We start from the raw sequence: 17,110 nt of genomic DNA, 5'->3' as shown, positions 1-17,110 counted from the left end.
GAAAAGTATTATGTCAACTAAAACGGTGAATGAAAGCAAAAAAAGGAGCCATCTCAAAATGGCTCCTTTCTGCGAATAAATTAAGCTCCCCATTCCTCTTTTGAAGGACCATAAACACCAGGTACCTTCAAATCTGCTTGACGCATGAGGATTGTCATTTGTCCACGGTGGTGAATTTGGTGGGTATTCACCATTTTAAGCGTTGCCCCTTTTGGCATTTGTTGACCAAAGATATCCGCTACTTCTTTTAAGCTTTCGTCATTCCATTGTTCTTTCACTGCAGAAATGAAATTTTCACTCGTTTTTCTGTAGCCATCAGCAATTTCTTTGGCAGAGGTTGGTACTGCCTCACCGTTTGCACCTTCAAACTGGAGTCCAGTTAGTGAAACAATATGATGAAGTGAAGTCACAACATGCCACGCAAGCTCACCTAATGTGCGATGGCCAGGCGCAACCGCTTGTGATAAGGATTCATCGGTTAAAGCATCTAAAATTTTTTGTGTTGCTCCGCCTTCGTATTGCCAATCTTGAACAAACTCTTCAATTGTATGGTACATATGTATCCCTCCTAAAAATATGGTTACTATCATTATACTTCATGCACATATAAAAACCATTTTAAACGATTTTATTAAAGTTAATGTTTTATCATTCAAATGCTTGTAAAATAGAAGTGGATACTAGATTTATACGACAAAGGGTGTTGTAGTGTGAAGGATATAACAATTGGCTCACTCTTAGACGTGATTGGAGAATTGTTCTCTGACGAAATTTCGATAGCGGTTTCAAATACAAAGGAATATGTCTATTATCGGCCAAGTAAACGTATTGATCTCAAAATAAAACCAGGTGATAAGGTAAAAGAGGGGACCATCGCCTATAAAGCAATTACTTCCAAACAAAAGGCTTCCGAATTTATCAATCGGGATGTATTTGGTATTCCTTATCATGGAATGGCTGTACCCTTTTTTCATGGTAATGAGTTAGAGGGATGTGTCACAGCAATCTACCCTGCCTTAACAGATGGAAAATCGGTTGTGACCGTGAAATCTCAGGATGGCTGGATTCCCATCCCATTTTCTGAATGTCTGTATCTAGAGGCAAAGGATAAGAAGACTCATGTATACACAAAAGACTTCTCTGGAACACATAAATACTCCCTACAGGAATTCGAATATACTTTGCCAAAGGATTCTTTTATCCGATGTCACCGGTCGTTTATCGTGAATGTTAATCAAATAAAAGAAATTCACCCTGATACTCATTCCACGTTCGTCCTAGAAATGAACAATGGAGCACGAGTCCCAGTCAGTCAAAACTATTCCAGCTATTTTCGAAAACTGTTAGGGTTCTAATTTTCTAGAAAAAGAACAAATCTGCTGCTTTAGGGATTTGTTCTTCTTTTTTATCGGATTTTATTGTTCTTTACTCCAGAAATCCCTAATCATGTGGTGATTCCTTGTAAAATTATCTTAATATTCAATTTCATAAAGGGGATGGGAGAAATGAATAACAAACTAGATCGCATTAAGGATACCCGTCTGCATGACCGTGTTGTAACACCGGAAGAAGCGGCAAAATGGATCGAGGACGGTATGACGTTAGGACTAAGTGGCTTTACACGTGCGGGTGATGTGAAAGCGGTTCCGTTTGCACTTGTAAAACGAGCTGAGACCGAACCATTAAAAGTAAACGTATATACAGGAGCATCATTAGGCTCTGATGTTGATAAATTATTTGCAGAAGCAGGAATTTTGGGTAAGCGTTTACCGTTCCAGGCTGATCCAACAATGAGGAAGGGTATTAACCAAGGGGACTTCTTATTTGTAGACCAACACTTATCACATACATCAGAATTAATACGCTCAAATGTAATGGATGTGGACATTGCAATTTTGGAAGCGGTTTCGATAAAAGAAGATGGTTTAATCATTCCAACAACGTCAATCGGAAACTCATTAACATTTGCTCAGCATGCAAAATCAATTATCGTTGAAATCAACCTTGCCCAAACACCTGAGCTTGAGGGAGTTCATGATTTATATGCACCTGGCAAACAGGGGAAGAGAGAGCCGATTCCTTTAACAAAATCAGATGACAGAATTGGCCTGCCTGGAATTAAAGTGGATGCTGATAAAATAAAAGGAATCGTGTTTACAGAACAAACTGATTCACCTTCAACAATCGTGCCACCTGATGAGGAAACAGAGATCATGGCACAGCATCTATTAACATTTTTACGTAAAGAAATTGAAGCAGGACGTTTAACTGAGAAGCTTGCACCTTTACAATCTGGTATTGGCTCTGTAGCAAACGCGGTTCTTCACGGTATGCTTGATTCGGAGTTTGCAGAATTAGAGGTTTATTCTGAGGTATTACAGGATGCGGTATTTGACTTAATGGACGCCGGTAAAGTAAACTTTGCTTCCTGCTGTTCGATCACTCTATCAGAAGAAAAAATGAAAAAAGTATTTGCGAACTTTGACCAGTATCGAGACCGCTTGATCATGAGACCTCAGGAGATTTCAAATCATCCTGAAATCATTCGTCGTCTCGGACTAATTTCCATCAACACAGCCTTAGAACTTGATATTTACGGAAACGTGAATTCAACCCATGTGCTTGGGACAAAGATGATGAATGGAATAGGTGGGTCTGGTGACTTTGCTCGAAATGCACGCCTTGCGATTTTCGTCACGAAGTCCATTGCAAAAGGTGGAAACATTTCAAGTATCGTTCCGTTCGTTTCCCATGTCGACCATACAGAGCATGATGTGGATGTTATCGTTACAGAGCAAGGATATGCAGATTTACGTGGCCTCGCACCAAGAGAACGTGTAGAATTGCTCATCGAAAACTGTGCACATCCAAAGTATAAACAGCAGTTACGTGAGTATTACCAAGAAGCCCTAACCAGAGGCGGTCAAACACCTCACGTACTAGAAAAAGCATTTTCGTGGCACACAAATTTTGCCCAAACAGGCACAATGCTGCAAAGTGAATTAGTGGAAGCATAAAATGAATAGTAGCCGTATAAAGAAGAAATTCTTTATGCGGTTTTTTTATAGGTCAAAAGTAATATGTCCCATGATTTGAAATCATGATACGATTAACAAAAAAGTGATTAGAGAAGAGGGGTTAGATGAAGCAAATCAAGGCATTTGTTGGCTGCTTTTTCATCGCAGTGTCGGCGTTTTTGTATGCCACAAAACACATTACTGCTGCGATCATATCATCCAATATCAATCGCCCGGACGTAAATTATTATGAAGGTGCCTATAAGCTCGTCGGTTTCGGCATCAATTTTTGGATCATTATATCCTTGCTGGTTGGAGTCGCTATTATCATAAGCCTACTCACACAAGGAGTCGCACTCCCATTTAAAAAGAAACAACCAATCCAAGAAAATCCCCACCAGTGAATGGATGGGGATTTAGTAACGAAAATTTTAAAAAGGCTTTAAAATCATTAATGCAATGACAATCAAAAAGATCGTGTTCTCAGTATGCTCCACTCTAAATAGAGCCTTTGCCAAAGGATAGTATTCTGCAGGAATGTCATCCCCTTGATGTGATTCCAATAACGCTTTTACTGGTTTTGATTTAGGCGTAAGAGCAAATGGTCCCATTGCCAACGCAACAAGGAAGAGTAGTAAACTTGTTATGTACCACCCCATTTTAAACAGATATGGATGAATCGCCCCCATTAAAAGTCCGGATACAAGCAGGAGAATACCTCCAATCATGACAAAAATATGGAGTTTATGTCTGATTGCGTATGAATGTCGAAGCTCGGTCATTGTGTCTCCTGACTTCACAACGGTTGTTAAAATAAAGCCAGGTCCCATTCCAAGGATGGCTGAAAAAATATGTATGAAAACAAGTACTTGATAAATGACATCCATTCGATGGAAACCCCCATTCACAACATATTTCACTATTAATGATAGCACCTTACTAAAAATAACAAGTGATATTCCTCACAATTCTCCATTCATTATCTTACTATTTTGTGACAGTGGGTTTCCAGTAAGAAATACGTGATATAATAGAAAAAGGTTTTAGAAAGGTAAAGAAGGGGGGCAATATTGATGAACAGAATCACGAAATTTTTATATATTGTTTTAGGTTTTCTTTTCTTGGTTCTTGGAGCAGTAGGCATTGTGCTGCCACTCATTCCAACAACGCCCCTGTTACTGCTTGCTTCCTTCTTTTTTGTAAAGGGATCGGACCGCTTTGATCGTTGGTTTAAAAGCACTAGTTTATATAAAAAGTATTTAGAAGGCTTTGTGAAGCGACGTGAAATGACGCTAAGGCAGAAGCTAACAATTCTATTAACCGCAGATGCAATGATAGCAGTCCCGTTTATTATTCTTGATAGCATAGCCGTAAAACTACTTTTAGTCGCGGTTGTTATTTATAAATACTACTACTTCATCACAAAAATAAAAACCGTAGCACCAGAAATGAGTGCAATACAGGAACAGGCACTTGTTGAAAAAACAAGCCATAAATAAACGTTAAAACCCTTGTCCATCATAGCGATGACAAGGGTTTTCTATTAATCCTCTAGCTTGCTAAACTCGTGTACCCACACTTTCATCTGAGGGAGCCATGGCATTCCCGGATGGTATGATAGAATCGACTCTTTATATTCATCAACCGTGTTGAAGCCTTCTCTTTTTGCGTCTTCATCTGTTAGCTCTCCAAGGGATTGCTCGTATACGTGGTCAATTCTAAATGATTGACCTTCAAGGGTCATTATTTCCCCAACATCGGCATATCTGCCATTTCTACGTGTAGCTGTTTTTTTACCTTCAAGAACCTTTTTAATGTCCGACTCCATTGTGACAAGACGGTCAATAGAACATGTTTTAGCTGGTAGTTCATTATTAGGTGTAGTCATTTCCAAGCTCCTTTCGATTCACGTTATGAACGAATGATTTTTTTACCATTCACCTTTCATTATAACAGTGTGTCAATTAGGCTGTCTTTCGGTCAAAATACCTTCTTAAGCCTTCCCCTAAAATGGTGAATGTAAACATCGTAAAGGAGATTGCTATACATGTCCAAAATGGGATCCAAATGGAACTGAGCATGTCTTTTTTAGCTTGCCCAAGTAAGGTTGGCCAATTTAGACTTGTGTTAATCATTTCCCCAACACCATAATTCGTTTGAACAAACACTTGGGAAAGGAACACGCCAAAAATGCCAAGCTGCGCAATTAATAAGCAGGTTCTTCCGATATCAATAAAGAAATTAACCATGATTGCTGGATATGTATTCGGTAAAATATTACCTAAAGCAAGTCGAAGCGGGGAGATTCCAACGGTGATTCCAGCCTCAATATAAGGCTTCCTTACAATTCGTTGTGTTTCCTCACGAATGATATGACTTACTTTTCCTACCTCAATTAATGCTAATAGTAAAACCGACCACCATAACCTGTTATCGTTCATAACAAGTGCTGGTATGGCTAATAAAAGCAACGCAGAAAAAATGATTGGAATACTTGAAAAGACATTATTCCAAGTTGTAACAATCCAGGAAATCGGATTGTTTTTTCTGGTAGCGAGTAACCCAAGCGGGATTGCAATCAGGTAGCGGAGGACAACTATTCCGATAATGATTTTTAGTGTGTCCTTTGCGCCAACAATTAAAACACTTAACAAGTCTCTTCCTTCATGGTCAGACCCAAAAGGAGGCTGCTGTTCAGGGGTGAATGGTGCTTTAAGTAAGTTCTTTCCACCATCTAAGAAACGAATTCTGCCCTCTTCGATACCTTCTTTTACATACGGGAAATGAGGCCCGACAAACGTAACAATAAGTAAAATACCTAACATAATTAGGCCAGTGATTAAAAACCAATTTCGATTCAACTTAGAACACCCCCTTATTTCGGATCCAATCTCATTTTGATGACTTGACTAATAATATGGGCAACCATCACCAGCATGAGGAAACTTATACAAATCCCAATGATTAACCCACGTTCATCGGCCCCGCCACCCGGTGGGATGAAATTTGTATAGCCAATTGCAGTAAACAAACGATAAGCAGCGCCCTGATAACCTAGTAAATATTCGACAACCAATAAGTTTGATAGAACAAACACCATTATCGATTGTAGATGACTTGAAACCGTGATGAAACATGATCTCATCATATGGTTAAAGAGAACTTTATTTTTTGTAAATCCTTTAGCGAATGCTACTTGAATATATGGTTCGCGATCCTGGGTCAGTAGGGAAACAGATGTTATTCTCGCAACATACAGCATCGGCGCAATGGAGATAAGAATACTAGGTGCAATAAACTTCCACCAAGCCTCGGTACCCATAATGCTAAAATCAGGAACATATAATAGGATAAAATAGCTTAAACAGATGGTGATAAAAAAGTCTGGTACCCCCGATAAAAACCAAGTGGCGCCACTTCCTAAAAAGCTTTTTTTCGTATTTGTAAACCGGTAATCCAGTATCCCCTTTAATACCCCGAACACAATACTAAGAATATATCCAATCAAGATAATCTTGAGGCTTCTTGGAAAAAATTTTGCGATTTCATCCTCGGCTGTTAGGGTCGCAAACTTTGTGCCTCCAAGACTTTTATTCTCATATACATTCTTTAAAAACGTACTTACATTTGTAGCATATTCCTTCAAATTAAAATGATAGGAATACACAACGGTCATCGCCTTACCTTCCACTTCAATACTCGGTTCGCGAGGGAAAAGAACGAATAAAAACACACATAAGAACACACATATATAGATGACAAAGATCTTCCCAAACTCTTTGACAACCCCCACAAAAACACCTCTCTTTTAGAAAATACCTACTATTTCAAATATATTCGAAATTCCAGTTCCTGTCACCACCCGTTTTGTCCCGCATTAACGGGCAGTAAATCCCTCCATGGTCGGATAACTGCCCGTAAAAGCCCGATTGGTTCAACTAACAATCAGTGGGAGAAAAAGCAGACTAAGAGGGTTATGTCCTGTCGCAACGTCTGCACTAGCACTTCCTGTGCGTCGATAAAACCTCACTGATTGAAGTTTCACTTTATGTCGAATGATTTAGTTCTATCGTCCTGCTAGAGGTTCATAATATGTAAGGAGTAAGGCGCAGATAGTGGAGAATTGTCAATTCAATGTTTCTTTTAGACTATCAATGTGCTAATATAGTAAAAAAATGAATTATTTAAATTTTATAAAAATAGAAAGGGGTTACATTCGTGAAAAAAGTAACGGTTTTTTCAATCTTGCTTGTTTTTCTTTTCTTAGCAGCCTGTGGAACGAGTGATACGAGTGGGACAGGCGGAGAAAAAGAGGGAGAAGACGCAGGTAAAAAAACACTTAAGGTCATGACAGATGCGGCCTATGCACCATTCGAGTTCATGGAGGGGGACAAAATTGTTGGTTTTGAAATCGATGTTCTAAACGCTGTAGCTGAGGAAGCAGGTTACGAACTAGATATCAAACATACTGGTTGGGACCCCATTTTCGTTGAATTAAACAAAGGGTCTTATGACATGGCAATATCATCGATTTCAATTACCGAAGACCGTGAGAAGGAATATCTTTTTACGATACCTTTCTTCTTATCAACAAACAAGATCATGATTCCAGAAGATAGTGACATCAAAACGGCTGAAGATCTAAAGGGGAAAAAGGTAGCAGTTCAGGCTTCTACAACAGGCCATTTTGCAGTTGAAAAGGTATTAGGTGAAAAGCATCCTGATATTAAAGCTTTTGAAAATAATAACCTAGCAATCCTTGAACTTGAAAGTGGTGGTGCGGAGGCAGTTGTAGCGGATAACGGTGTTATTGAATACTATGCTGCGCAAAATCCAGACAAAAAGCTAAAGGTTGTTGGAGACAAGGATACGTTTGATGCGGAGTTCTATGGAATGATGTTCCCTAAGGGCAGTGACGACTTAAAAGCCGATTTTGATAAGGCAATTGAAGCTGTTATTGAAAGCGGAAAATACACAGAAATATATAAAGAATGGTTTGGTGCAGAGCCAGATTTAGAAGCACTTAAGGCAGAACAAGAAGCGTCAAAATAAGGAGAGCAAAATTGCGTAACGACAACAACGTGTTACGCAATTTTTGCCTTTATATTTAAAAGATAAGAAAGTATAAAATTTTTACGTAGTTTTCGATGTCTAGCTCCAGGCGCCATCGGCTCGAGGTCATAAGCCATTCGCTTCGGAAGGCAAGAAGCGCCTTCTGTCAGCGCTCGTCTTATGCTTGTCGCCGATAGGCGGGCGCCTTGCGCTTTTCTTAGTACCGATAATTTAATCATACAGGGGGACGCAGCATGGATTTTAAGTTTGACATTCTCATTGACTACCTTCCCTATTTTGGACAGGGGACATTGCTTACCATCGGTTTATCGATTGCTGGTATTTTGCTTGGGACAATCCTAGGCTTATTTATTGGGCTTGGAAAAATGGTTCGAAATAAATGGGTGGCGTTTCCATTTGTTTGTTATGTGACGTTCTTCCGTGGGACACCACTTCTCGTTCAAATCTTTTTAGTTCACTTCGGAGTTGTTCCATTATTTTTAGGCGGAACAAACGGAATTGTTGCAGGTGTGATCGCACTTACTTTAAACGCGTCCGCATACATAGCAGAAATTTTTAGAGCGGGCATTCAGTCCCTTGACCGTGGACAAATGGAAGCCGCACGATCTTTAGGTATGACACATGCACAAGCGATGAGATACGTCATTATCCCGCAAGCCTTTAAGCGGATGATTCCTCCATTAGGAAATGAATTTGTGATTCTCATAAAAGACTCATCCCTTCTTTCAGTAGTTGCGACTCCAGAAATCATGCATTGGGGACGGATGATGATGGGACAGCATGCCCGCGTGTGGGAGCCATACTTAATGGCAGCCTTCATTTATTTAATTCTCACTCTTTCATTAACCATTCTATTAAACTATCTAGAAAAGAGGTTGAAAACTGAATGATTAAAATAGACAATATTAAGAAATCGTTTGGGGAAAATGAGGTGCTCAAAGGAATCTCCGTCGAAATCGAACCTCAGGAGGTTGTTGTAGTGATTGGACCCTCAGGTTCTGGAAAATCAACCTTCTTACGCTGCATAAATGTATTAGAAACAATCAATGAAGGGCATGTCTATATTGAGGGAATCGATATTACAGATAAAAAGACAAACATCAACCAAATTAGAACGGACGTCGGTATGGTGTTTCAGCAGTTTAATCTTTTCCCTCATAAAACGGTGATGGAAAACATCATGCTTTCTCCGTTAAAGGTAAAAAAGGTCTCCAATGAAAAAGCATATAATAAAGGGATGGAACTTTTAAAAAAGGTAGGTCTTGCTGAAAAAGCAGATGCCTATCCAGACTCCTTGTCAGGTGGACAAAAACAGCGAGTGGCGATTGCGAGAGCACTTGCGATGGAGCCGAAAATTATGCTATTTGATGAACCGACCTCTGCTCTTGATCCTGAAATGGTTGGTGAGGTTTTAGAGGTTATGAAGCAGTTGGCGCGAGAGGGAATGACCATGGTTGTTGTGACCCACGAAATGGGTTTTGCGCGTGAAGTTGGTGACCGTGTCCTCTTTATGGACGATGGCTATATCGTGGAGGAAAACAAACCAAAAGAACTGTTCGAAAATCCTCAGCATGTTCGTACAAAAGCATTTTTAAGTAAAATACTTTAACCCTGGCACGTGGTGTGTCAGGTATTTCTTTGATAGGGAGGCTGAAAAATGGACATGATTGAAAAAGCGATTGTGGTTGCAAGTAAGGCACATGATGGGCAATACCGAAAGCTCACCAATATTCCATACATCACACATCCACTTGGTGTCGCTCTGATTTTAATGAAAGTAAATGCTCGTGAGGAACTGATAGCAGCTGGAATCCTACACGATACGGTAGAGGATACAGAGCTTACTTTAGAAGATATAAGAGACGGTTTTAGTGATGAGGTTGCAAAACTTGTGGAAGGTTGTTCAGAGCCCGATAAATCTCTACCTTGGGAAGCAAGAAAAGAGCATACCATTTCATTCCTACGGACGGCTTCCGAAGATACTCGAACAGTCGTATGTGCGGATAAACTTCATAATATCCGGTCGATTATCCACGATTACCAAGAAAAGGGCGACCAAGTTTGGGAAAGGTTTAGTCGCGGCAAGGAAAAACAAGAATGGTATTACCGAAACATCGTCGAAAGCCTAGGTCATGCCTCCACATTTCCATTAATAGAAGAGCTAAAAAAAGAAGTCGATACATTGTTTGGTTAAAATGTAATGTCTCAAAGGATAACTTTGGGGCTTTTTTTATTGTTGACCAATGTGGTCATTGAGGAATATAATGGAATTGACCAGTTTGGTCAATGATAAATGGAGGATTTACCATGCATTCAAAATTTTTCAACTTAGATCAAGAAAAACAGGAACGAATTTTAAATGCAGCCACAAAAGAGTTTGCTGAAAAAAACTATGCAAATGCATCCACAAATGAGATTGTGAAGCAAGCTGGTATTTCGAAGGGGCTGTTGTTTCATTATTTTAAAAACAAAAAAGAACTTTATTTGTTTTTATATGACTATTATTTAAAGTTAATGGTCAATGAATTATTTGCAAATATTGATCTAGATGAACCTGATATTTTTAACAAATACCGCAGCATAACACTGATTAAATTCGAACTAATGAAAAAACACCCAGAGATGTTCAACTTTATTAGGTTTGCTTTTGAAGAAGATTCACCTGAAATCAAAATTGAACTAGAAAAAAGGAACAAGGATGTCCTAAAGAGTAGTTACTCGAGGTTGGCTAATTCGATTGACGTTTCAAAATTTAAAGAAGGAATCGACGTTCAAAAAGCGATGAATATTATTTTTTGGTCACTTGAAGCTTTTGGATACCAAAAGCAAGAGCAAACAAAGGCTATTCCATTAGACCAATTAAATAGTGAAGACTTGGTTAAAGAAATGGACGAATATATCGAAATGCTAAAACAAGCATTTTACAAATAATGTTGGGAGTGGTCAGTAATGAATGTAATTGAACTTCAGAACCTAACAAAGATGTATGGAAAAACCAGGGGAATCGAGGATATTAGCTTTCATGTTGAGGAAGGGGAGATCTTCGGGTTTATCGGACCGAATGGAGCTGGGAAATCGACAACAATCCGCACCATGCTATCACTCATATATCCAACAAGCGGGAGTGCTAAAATTTTTGGAAAGGATTCAGTCCAGTTCACATCTGAAATCAAAAAGGAAATAGGCTATCTACCATCAGAAGTTTTTTACTATGACAATATGAAAGTGAAGGATTTGCTCAAGTATTCTGCCAGTTTTTATAAAAAAGACTGCACGAAGCGAATGAAAGAGTTGGCGGAAATTATGGAACTCGACCTGAATCGTAAAATTGATGATTTATCTCTGGGAAACAAGAAAAAGGTAGGGATCGTTCAGGGACTGCTACACGAACCAAAGCTTGTGATCCTTGATGAACCGACGAGTGGGCTTGACCCACTGATGCAGCAGCGCTTTTTTGATTTGCTAGAGGAGGAAAATAAAAAAGGGGTAACGATTCTTTTCTCCTCTCATATTTTGAGTGAAGTTCAACGTCTTTGCGATCGAGTTGCCATTATTAAAGAAGGAAAAATTATCACGGTTGAGAAGATAAGTACATTAAAAGATAACAATTTTAAGAGATTTACAGTTGAAACAGCACAACCAATAGATAAAAGCTATTTTTCCATTCTGGGTGTAAATAATTTAGATGTGAATAACAATGAAATAAGCTTCTTGTTCAAGGGTGATATCAATGCAGTGATGGAGAAAATCGCTGGAATCGAGATTACGAACTTATCTGTTACGGAGCCAGACCTTGAGGAGATCTTCATGCATTATTACGAGAAGGAGGCCTAATCCGTTATGAATGTCTTTTTTCATGAAGTAAGGGCCTATCGAAAAACGACTATCATTTGGACGTTGTCACTAGTCGGGGTGATGGCATTGTTCATGTCCATGTTTCCGACAATTGCAAAAGATATTGAAGAGTATCAAAAGGTATTAGATGGTTTTCCTGACGCAATGAAACAAGCATTAGGGCTCCAGGTGGAAACCTTTGGGTCTGTTCTTGGATTCTACTCCTATGTGTTTGTGTATATCAGTCTATGCGGGGCGATCCAAGCAATGAATTTGGGTACGGCCATCGTATCAAAGGAAGTAAGAGAGAAGACAGCTGATTTCTTACTAACCAAGCCAATTACTCGAAAAGCCATTTTAACAGCAAAAATGGTAGCGGCGTTCACTTCGATTATGTTTACAAGCCTTATATACATTCTTGCGTCGTGGCTAGTGGTAGCTGTAGTTGCGACGGATGACTATAGTATAAAAGCATTTTTTCTAATTTCCCTAACCTTGTTTTTATTGCAAGTTATTTTTCTAGGGATTGGAATTTTTCTATCTGTATTTCTTCCTAAAATTAAATCGGTTCTCTCGGTTTCGTTAGGGACGGTTTTTGCATTTTTTATTATTGGCATGCTTAGTTCAACAGGAGGAGATGAGTATAAACGGTATTTGTCTCCTTTTAAATATTTTGATTCCTCCTATATAATCGAGCACACAAGTTATGAGGGAGTGTTTTTATTAGTAGGATTAGGAATCGTGTTAATTGCGACCATTGCAAGCTTTTTCCACTATACGAAAAAGGATATTCATTCCGTTTGAGGAAGGAGGTTTTTACGATGAATATATTTTTAAGGGAACTGAAAGCGTATCGTAAGTCCCTCTTAATTTGGATCGTTGGCATTGTCCTGCTTGTTATGATGGGAAAGACGGAATACTCCAGCCTTTCTACTTCAGGTCAATCCTTGAATGAGCTAATTGAGTCGATGCCAAAAGCGTTGCAGGCGCTTATGGGGACAGGGACGTTAGATGTATCGACGCCGATTGGGTATTTTTCAATTTTATATGTATATTTGCTATTGATGGCAACAATCCACGGGGCAATGATCGGCGCGTCAATCATTGCAAAAGAAGAGCGAGATAAAACCTTTGAATTTCTATTTGTAAAACCTATTACTCGAACGAAGGTCATTACGATGAAACTTATGGCTGGATTTGTTAACCTTGTCGTTTTTAATGTTGTTACAACTGTTGCGACGATCCTCCTATTCGAAATGAATAATGAAATTGCGGACATATTAATGTTGATGGGTGGGATGTTCATTTTACAGGTTTTATTTTTAATGATAGGCTCTGCTCTTGCTTCTGTTATTCGTAATCCGAAACGTGCAGCACCGATTGCAACGGGAATCTTACTGTTGACCTTTATTTTATCGATTGTGATTGATTTAAGTGAAAAATTAGAGGTCCTCAAATTCATTGTGCCATTTAAGTATTTCTCCGCGGAAAATATGTTGACTGGGGATGGGTTTGAAGCGGTGTTTGTGATTATTTCCCTTAGCTTAATCGCCATTCTCACCGCAACAACGTTTATTTTTTATAAAAAGAGAGATTTGAACGTATAAAAAAGGAGCTTTTATAAGCTCCTTTTACGCATTTTTATAGGTAAGATTGATCATCGGTACGCCTAAAAATCGCTTAATAGCTATGGCACATGCACCCATTTGAACGGCTTTCTTTCCAAAAGTTGAAACTGACAATTGGCGATAATGGATAATAGAAGAGTTTAGGTGTTCTTCTATTTTTTTGATCGAGTCCGGGAAAAGACGAAGGATTTCTCCATCAAGTACAATGGTATCTGGATTATACATATTAATCATGTTATTTAAACCAATCGAAAGATAGTATATAAAATGCTCAAGATGTTCAATGATGTCATCGTCACCTTCCTCGATTAGTCTTTGCAAATCATCGTATGTAAAGGAAGAAAGGTCTTTTTCAGCTTTAATATTTTCAAGGAATACAATTTCTGAGGCATATTGTTCCCAACAGCCTTCATTGCCACAAGGACAAGGTCTACCATGTGGGACAACGATCATATGACCGATTTCACCAGCGAAGCCGTCATTTCCTCTAAAAAAATGATTATCCACAATCATACCAAGCCCAATGCCAGAATAAATCGTGGTACATAGAAGGCTGTTGGTTTCATGATGGTGAAAGACTCTTTCAGCAAAAGCGGACATATTTGCGTTATTTTCAATTTGGATGTTGAGCTTGCACGCTTTTTCAAGGTCTGCTTTTAAATCGACAGACCGCCACTGGAAGCGAGGCACGAAATGAATTTTTTCATCCTTTCCAACAAGTCCATGAATGGCAATGACGACGCCGATAATGCCGTAACGGTTATCATTGAACTCTATATCCAATAAATTAATTTGTTCAATTAAAATGTGCAAAATGTAGTCATAGTCTAGACTAGTGCAATCCATTGTTTTTTCAAAAATAGGTTTTCCGAGCAGGTCTGAAATGGTAAAGGAGATTTGTCCGTAATCCACATCAATTCCAAGCGCATAGCCTGCATTCGCGTTTAATGAAAGCATAATGGGCTTTCTCCCAACACTATTATGCTCAAGCTGCGTTTCGATAATTAAGTCTTCATTTAGTAAGTCAGCAACCTGTGCAGAGACTGTCGCCCTAGTAAGTGCTGTAGCTTTGGAAATGTCAGCCCTTGAGATCATACCTTCTTCGACTATTTTCTCGAGAATAAGCGAACGATTTATTTTTTTAATATATGCTGCATCTCCGGTAATCATACAAATCCTCCATTTGCAAGTAAGTACAATTAATTTACGATCGTTAAAAGAAGATTTCATCATTAAGTTACACATAATTATAAGCAATATGTGTATTTTATTTGATGGCGCTTTCATAAAAAGAAAGTTAGATTTGAATTAATTGTTTAAGCTTAGATAATTGACGAATAAAGATAAGGGTGGTACATTATTAATGTTATAATTTGTTTAGTGAACGAATTAATTATACATCTTATTTTAAAGATTGAAAAGATTGGATTTTTTAGGTAGGGTATAACAATATAGAATTATTATTTTAATAGTTTAGGAGTGTGGTTAAATGAAGACAGCTTTAAATAACAAAGAACTAGATTTGTTAGCAATTAACACGATTCGTACGCTATCCATCGATGGTGTAGAGAAAGCCAATTCTGGACATCCAGGTATGCCAATGGGTGCTGCACCGATGGCTTACACTCTATGGGCAAAAGAAATGAATCACAACCCTGTAAACCCAAACTGGTTCAACCGTGATCGCTTTGTTTTATCTGCTGGACATGGTTCCATGCTTTTATATAGTCTATTACATTTATTTGGTTATGATGTAACAATGGAAGACCTAAAGAACTTCCGTCAATGGGGAAGCAGAACTCCAGGACATCCTGAGTTTGGACATACTCCTGGTGTTGAAGCAACTACTGGTCCACTAGGACAAGGTATTGCAATGGCTGTTGGTATGGCGATGGCTGAAAGACATCTTGCTGAAACATATAACAAAGACAATTATGAAATCGTTAACCACTTTACATATGGAATTTGTGGTGACGGTGACCTCATGGAAGGTGTTTCTGCAGAAGCGGCTTCACTTGCGGGTCATTTAAAATTAGGTCGTCTTGTCGTAATGTACGATTCTAATGACATTTCATTAGATGGTGATTTAAACCTTTCTTTTTCTGAAAGTGTTGAAGATCGTTTTAAAGCATACGGATGGCAAGTAATCCGTGTTGAAAACGGAAATGATATGGATGAAATTCAAAAAGCGTTACAAGAAGCAAAAGCGGATTTAAACCGTCCAACTTTAATTGAAGTTAAGACAACAATCGGTTTCGGTTCTCCAAATAAAGGAGGAAAATCTACATCACACGGTGCTCCACTAGGTAAAGATGAAGTTGCTTTAACGAAGGCTTCATACGGATGGACTTATGAAGAGCCATTCTTCGTTCCGGAAGAAGTACGTGAGCACTACAGCCAATTTGTAGAAGCTGGCAAACAAAAAGAAAGTGTATGGAATGAATTATTTGCAGAATATAAAAAAGAATACCCTGAATTAGCGAAGCAATTTGAAATGGCATTAAATGGCGAACTACCTGAAAACTGGGAAGCTTCACTTCCAAACTTTGAAGCTGGAACTTCATTCGCTACCCGTGATGCTTCAGGTAAATCATTAAATGCTGCTGCTACTGCCATTCCACAATTAATCGGTGGTTCAGCAGACTTAGCAGGTTCAAACAAAACGTTAATCACTTCTGAAAAGAACTATGCAATCGACAGCTTTGCTGCTCGTAACATCTGGTTCGGTGTTAGAGAATTTGCAATGGGTGCTGCACTTAACGGTATGGCACTTCATGGAGGAGTAAAAGTATTCGGAGCTACCTTCTTCGTATTCTCTGATTACCTCCGTCCAGCTATTCGTCTTGCTGCTCTAATGAAGCTACCTGTAACTTATGTGTTTACACATGATTCAATTGCAGTTGGAGAAGACGGCCCAACACATGAGCCAGTTGAACAATTAGCTGCATTACGTGCAATGCCAGGTCTTTCAATTTTACGTCCAGCTGATGCAAAAGAAACTGCTGCAGCATGGCGCTTAGCGATTGAAAGTACTGACACACCTACAGCACTTGTCTTAACTCGCCAAGGTTTACCAACTTTAGAGCTTGACAGTGAAGCTGTATATGAAGGTGTTAAAAAAGGTGCTTATGTTGTTTCTGAAGCAAACGGAGAAGTTGCGGGTCTATTACTTGCAACAGGTTCTGAAGTTTCATTAGCTATTGCAGCCCAAAAAGAATTAGAAAAAGAAGGCATCTTCGTATCTGTAGTAAGTATGCCAAGCTGGGATCGTTTCGAAAAGCAATCTGCTGAGTACAAAGAAAGTGTTCTTCCAAAATCTGTGAAGGCTCGTCTTGGTATCGAAATGGCTTCTCCACTTGGATGGAAAGAATTCGTTGGCGACGAAGGTAAAGTTCTTGCTATTAACACATTTGGAGCATCTGCACCTGCAGATAAAGTTCTTGCTGAGTATGGCTTTACAGTAGAGAACGTTGTAAAGAACTTTAAAGAAGTTCTTTAATATAGTAGTTTTTACTAAATGCATTTGACTCGCCTTTCGCGAATAGGTGAGTCAAATGT

19 protein-coding genes are annotated in these 17,110 nt (G+C 38.8%); 13 read left to right on the top strand and 6 right to left on the bottom strand.

All coding sequences use genetic code 11. The features are described 5' to 3' along the window. Positions 1-80: 80 nt before the first annotated feature. Positions 81-557, bottom strand: coding sequence for a DinB family protein (locus tag ABC371_RS02440; RefSeq protein ID WP_412895418.1), 477 nt, complete (start codon positions 555-557; stop codon positions 81-83). A gap of 153 nt (positions 558-710) precedes the next feature. On the opposite strand from ABC371_RS02440, the gene ABC371_RS02435 reads away from it, so the two are divergent. The 3 genes from ABC371_RS02435 (at position 711) to ABC371_RS02425 (ending at position 3,421) form a co-directional block, all read left to right on the top strand. Beyond that, positions 711-1,355, top strand: a complete 645-nt coding sequence (locus ABC371_RS02435; protein WP_412895417.1) for a LytTR family DNA-binding domain-containing protein — start codon at positions 711-713, stop codon at positions 1,353-1,355. A gap of 150 nt (positions 1,356-1,505) precedes the next feature. After that, positions 1,506-3,017 (top strand): succinyl-CoA:acetate CoA-transferase ScpC, encoded by a 1,512-nt coding sequence (scpC, locus tag ABC371_RS02430; RefSeq protein ID WP_412895416.1) that lies wholly within the window; start codon positions 1,506-1,508, stop codon positions 3,015-3,017. Positions 3,018-3,142: 125 nt separating this feature from the next. After that, entirely contained in the window at positions 3,143-3,421 is a 279-nt protein-coding gene (locus tag ABC371_RS02425) for a hypothetical protein (RefSeq protein WP_412895415.1), read from the top strand. A gap of 27 nt (positions 3,422-3,448) precedes the next feature. Here ABC371_RS02425 and ABC371_RS02420 read toward each other — a convergent pair whose 3' ends face one another. Further along, entirely contained in the window at positions 3,449-3,904 is a 456-nt protein-coding gene (locus ABC371_RS02420) for a DUF2269 family protein (protein WP_412895414.1), read from the bottom strand. A 186-nt stretch (positions 3,905-4,090) separates the two neighbouring features. On the opposite strand from ABC371_RS02420, the gene ABC371_RS02415 reads away from it, so the two are divergent. Further along, complete coding sequence (locus ABC371_RS02415; protein ID WP_412895413.1) at positions 4,091-4,516, top strand: YbaN family protein; 426 nt, start codon at positions 4,091-4,093, stop codon at positions 4,514-4,516. A 44-nt stretch (positions 4,517-4,560) separates the two neighbouring features. Here the strand turns inward: ABC371_RS02415 and ABC371_RS02410 are convergent, their stop codons facing one another. The 3 genes from ABC371_RS02410 to ABC371_RS02400 form a co-directional block, all read right to left on the bottom strand. After that, positions 4,561-4,905, bottom strand: coding sequence for an ASCH domain-containing protein (locus ABC371_RS02410; RefSeq protein ID WP_412895412.1), 345 nt, complete (start codon positions 4,903-4,905; stop codon positions 4,561-4,563). Positions 4,906-4,981: 76 nt separating this feature from the next. After that, the gene (locus ABC371_RS02405) at positions 4,982-5,878 is read right to left on the bottom strand and encodes an ABC transporter permease (RefSeq protein ID WP_412895411.1); all 897 of its coding nucleotides are present in this window, start codon (positions 5,876-5,878) and stop codon (positions 4,982-4,984) included. A gap of 14 nt (positions 5,879-5,892) precedes the next feature. After that, positions 5,893-6,810, bottom strand: a complete 918-nt coding sequence (locus tag ABC371_RS02400) for an ABC transporter permease subunit (protein ID WP_412895410.1) — start codon at positions 6,808-6,810, stop codon at positions 5,893-5,895. Positions 6,811-7,235: 425 nt separating this feature from the next. Here ABC371_RS02400 and ABC371_RS02395 point away from each other — a divergent pair, with 425 nt between their 5' ends. The 8 genes from ABC371_RS02395 to ABC371_RS02360 all read left to right on the top strand — a co-directional run bounded on the left by ABC371_RS02395 (position 7,236) and on the right by ABC371_RS02360 (position 13,531). Then, positions 7,236-8,069, top strand: a complete 834-nt coding sequence (locus ABC371_RS02395) for a basic amino acid ABC transporter substrate-binding protein (RefSeq protein ID WP_412895409.1) — start codon at positions 7,236-7,238, stop codon at positions 8,067-8,069. 254 nt (positions 8,070-8,323) lie between these two features. After that, on the top strand, positions 8,324-8,980 hold the full coding sequence (locus ABC371_RS02390; RefSeq protein ID WP_412895408.1) for an amino acid ABC transporter permease: 657 nt from the start codon (positions 8,324-8,326) through the stop codon (positions 8,978-8,980). Continuing rightward, positions 8,977-9,699, top strand: coding sequence for an amino acid ABC transporter ATP-binding protein (locus ABC371_RS02385; protein WP_412895407.1), 723 nt, complete (start codon positions 8,977-8,979; stop codon positions 9,697-9,699). Before ABC371_RS02390 ends, ABC371_RS02385 begins: the two co-directional genes overlap by 4 nt. Before the next feature lie 48 nt (positions 9,700-9,747). Further along, complete coding sequence (locus tag ABC371_RS02380) at positions 9,748-10,284, top strand: HD domain-containing protein (RefSeq protein WP_412895406.1); 537 nt, start codon at positions 9,748-9,750, stop codon at positions 10,282-10,284. Between the two features lie 113 nt (positions 10,285-10,397). Beyond that, positions 10,398-11,021, top strand: coding sequence for a TetR/AcrR family transcriptional regulator (locus ABC371_RS02375; RefSeq protein WP_412895405.1), 624 nt, complete (start codon positions 10,398-10,400; stop codon positions 11,019-11,021). 18 nt (positions 11,022-11,039) lie between these two features. Continuing rightward, complete coding sequence (locus ABC371_RS02370) at positions 11,040-11,924, top strand: ABC transporter ATP-binding protein (RefSeq protein ID WP_412895404.1); 885 nt, start codon at positions 11,040-11,042, stop codon at positions 11,922-11,924. A 6-nt stretch (positions 11,925-11,930) separates the two neighbouring features. Continuing rightward, positions 11,931-12,728, top strand: coding sequence for an ABC transporter permease subunit (locus ABC371_RS02365; protein ID WP_412895403.1), 798 nt, complete (start codon positions 11,931-11,933; stop codon positions 12,726-12,728). Between the two features lie 17 nt (positions 12,729-12,745). Next, complete coding sequence (locus ABC371_RS02360) at positions 12,746-13,531, top strand: ABC transporter permease subunit (RefSeq protein ID WP_412895402.1); 786 nt, start codon at positions 12,746-12,748, stop codon at positions 13,529-13,531. A gap of 24 nt (positions 13,532-13,555) precedes the next feature. Here ABC371_RS02360 and ABC371_RS02355 read toward each other — a convergent pair whose 3' ends face one another. Further along, entirely contained in the window at positions 13,556-14,722 is a 1,167-nt protein-coding gene (locus ABC371_RS02355; RefSeq protein WP_412895401.1) for an ROK family protein, read from the bottom strand. A gap of 319 nt (positions 14,723-15,041) precedes the next feature. On the opposite strand from ABC371_RS02355, the gene tkt reads away from it, so the two are divergent. Continuing rightward, positions 15,042-17,051 (top strand): transketolase, encoded by a 2,010-nt coding sequence (gene tkt / locus ABC371_RS02350; protein WP_412895400.1) that lies wholly within the window; start codon positions 15,042-15,044, stop codon positions 17,049-17,051. Positions 17,052-17,110: the final 59 nt, after the last annotated feature.

Source organism: Bacillus jepli (assembly GCF_047238305.1).
Lineage (GTDB): Bacteria > Bacillota > Bacilli > Bacillales > Bacillaceae_L > Ferdinandcohnia.
The sequence above is the reverse complement of the archived record's forward strand: the minus strand, read 5'-3'. Positions and strand labels throughout refer to the sequence as shown.

What these genes read in the sequence shown, in the direction of transcription:
- ABC371_RS02375 (WP_412895405.1), top strand. Translation starts at nt 10,398, where the DNA reads ATGCATTCAAAATTTTTCAACTTAGATCAAGAAAAACAGGAACGAATT.
- ABC371_RS02440 (WP_412895418.1), bottom strand. Translation starts at nt 557, where the DNA reads ATGTACCATACAATTGAAGAGTTTGTTCAAGATTGGCAATACGAAGGC.
- ABC371_RS02385 (WP_412895407.1), top strand. Translation starts at nt 8,977, where the DNA reads ATGATTAAAATAGACAATATTAAGAAATCGTTTGGGGAAAATGAGGTG.
- ABC371_RS02370 (WP_412895404.1), top strand. Translation starts at nt 11,040, where the DNA reads ATGAATGTAATTGAACTTCAGAACCTAACAAAGATGTATGGAAAAACC.
- ABC371_RS02425 (WP_412895415.1), top strand. Translation starts at nt 3,143, where the DNA reads ATGAAGCAAATCAAGGCATTTGTTGGCTGCTTTTTCATCGCAGTGTCG.
- ABC371_RS02380 (WP_412895406.1), top strand. Translation starts at nt 9,748, where the DNA reads ATGGACATGATTGAAAAAGCGATTGTGGTTGCAAGTAAGGCACATGAT.
- ABC371_RS02410 (WP_412895412.1), bottom strand. Translation starts at nt 4,905, where the DNA reads ATGACTACACCTAATAATGAACTACCAGCTAAAACATGTTCTATTGAC.
- ABC371_RS02415 (WP_412895413.1), top strand. Translation starts at nt 4,091, where the DNA reads ATGAACAGAATCACGAAATTTTTATATATTGTTTTAGGTTTTCTTTTC.
- scpC (WP_412895416.1), top strand. Translation starts at nt 1,506, where the DNA reads ATGAATAACAAACTAGATCGCATTAAGGATACCCGTCTGCATGACCGT.
- ABC371_RS02390 (WP_412895408.1), top strand. Translation starts at nt 8,324, where the DNA reads ATGGATTTTAAGTTTGACATTCTCATTGACTACCTTCCCTATTTTGGA.
- ABC371_RS02360 (WP_412895402.1), top strand. Translation starts at nt 12,746, where the DNA reads ATGAATATATTTTTAAGGGAACTGAAAGCGTATCGTAAGTCCCTCTTA.
- ABC371_RS02365 (WP_412895403.1), top strand. Translation starts at nt 11,931, where the DNA reads ATGAATGTCTTTTTTCATGAAGTAAGGGCCTATCGAAAAACGACTATC.
- tkt (WP_412895400.1), top strand. Translation starts at nt 15,042, where the DNA reads ATGAAGACAGCTTTAAATAACAAAGAACTAGATTTGTTAGCAATTAAC.
- ABC371_RS02420 (WP_412895414.1), bottom strand. Translation starts at nt 3,904, where the DNA reads ATGGATGTCATTTATCAAGTACTTGTTTTCATACATATTTTTTCAGCC.
- ABC371_RS02355 (WP_412895401.1), bottom strand. Translation starts at nt 14,722, where the DNA reads ATGATTACCGGAGATGCAGCATATATTAAAAAAATAAATCGTTCGCTT.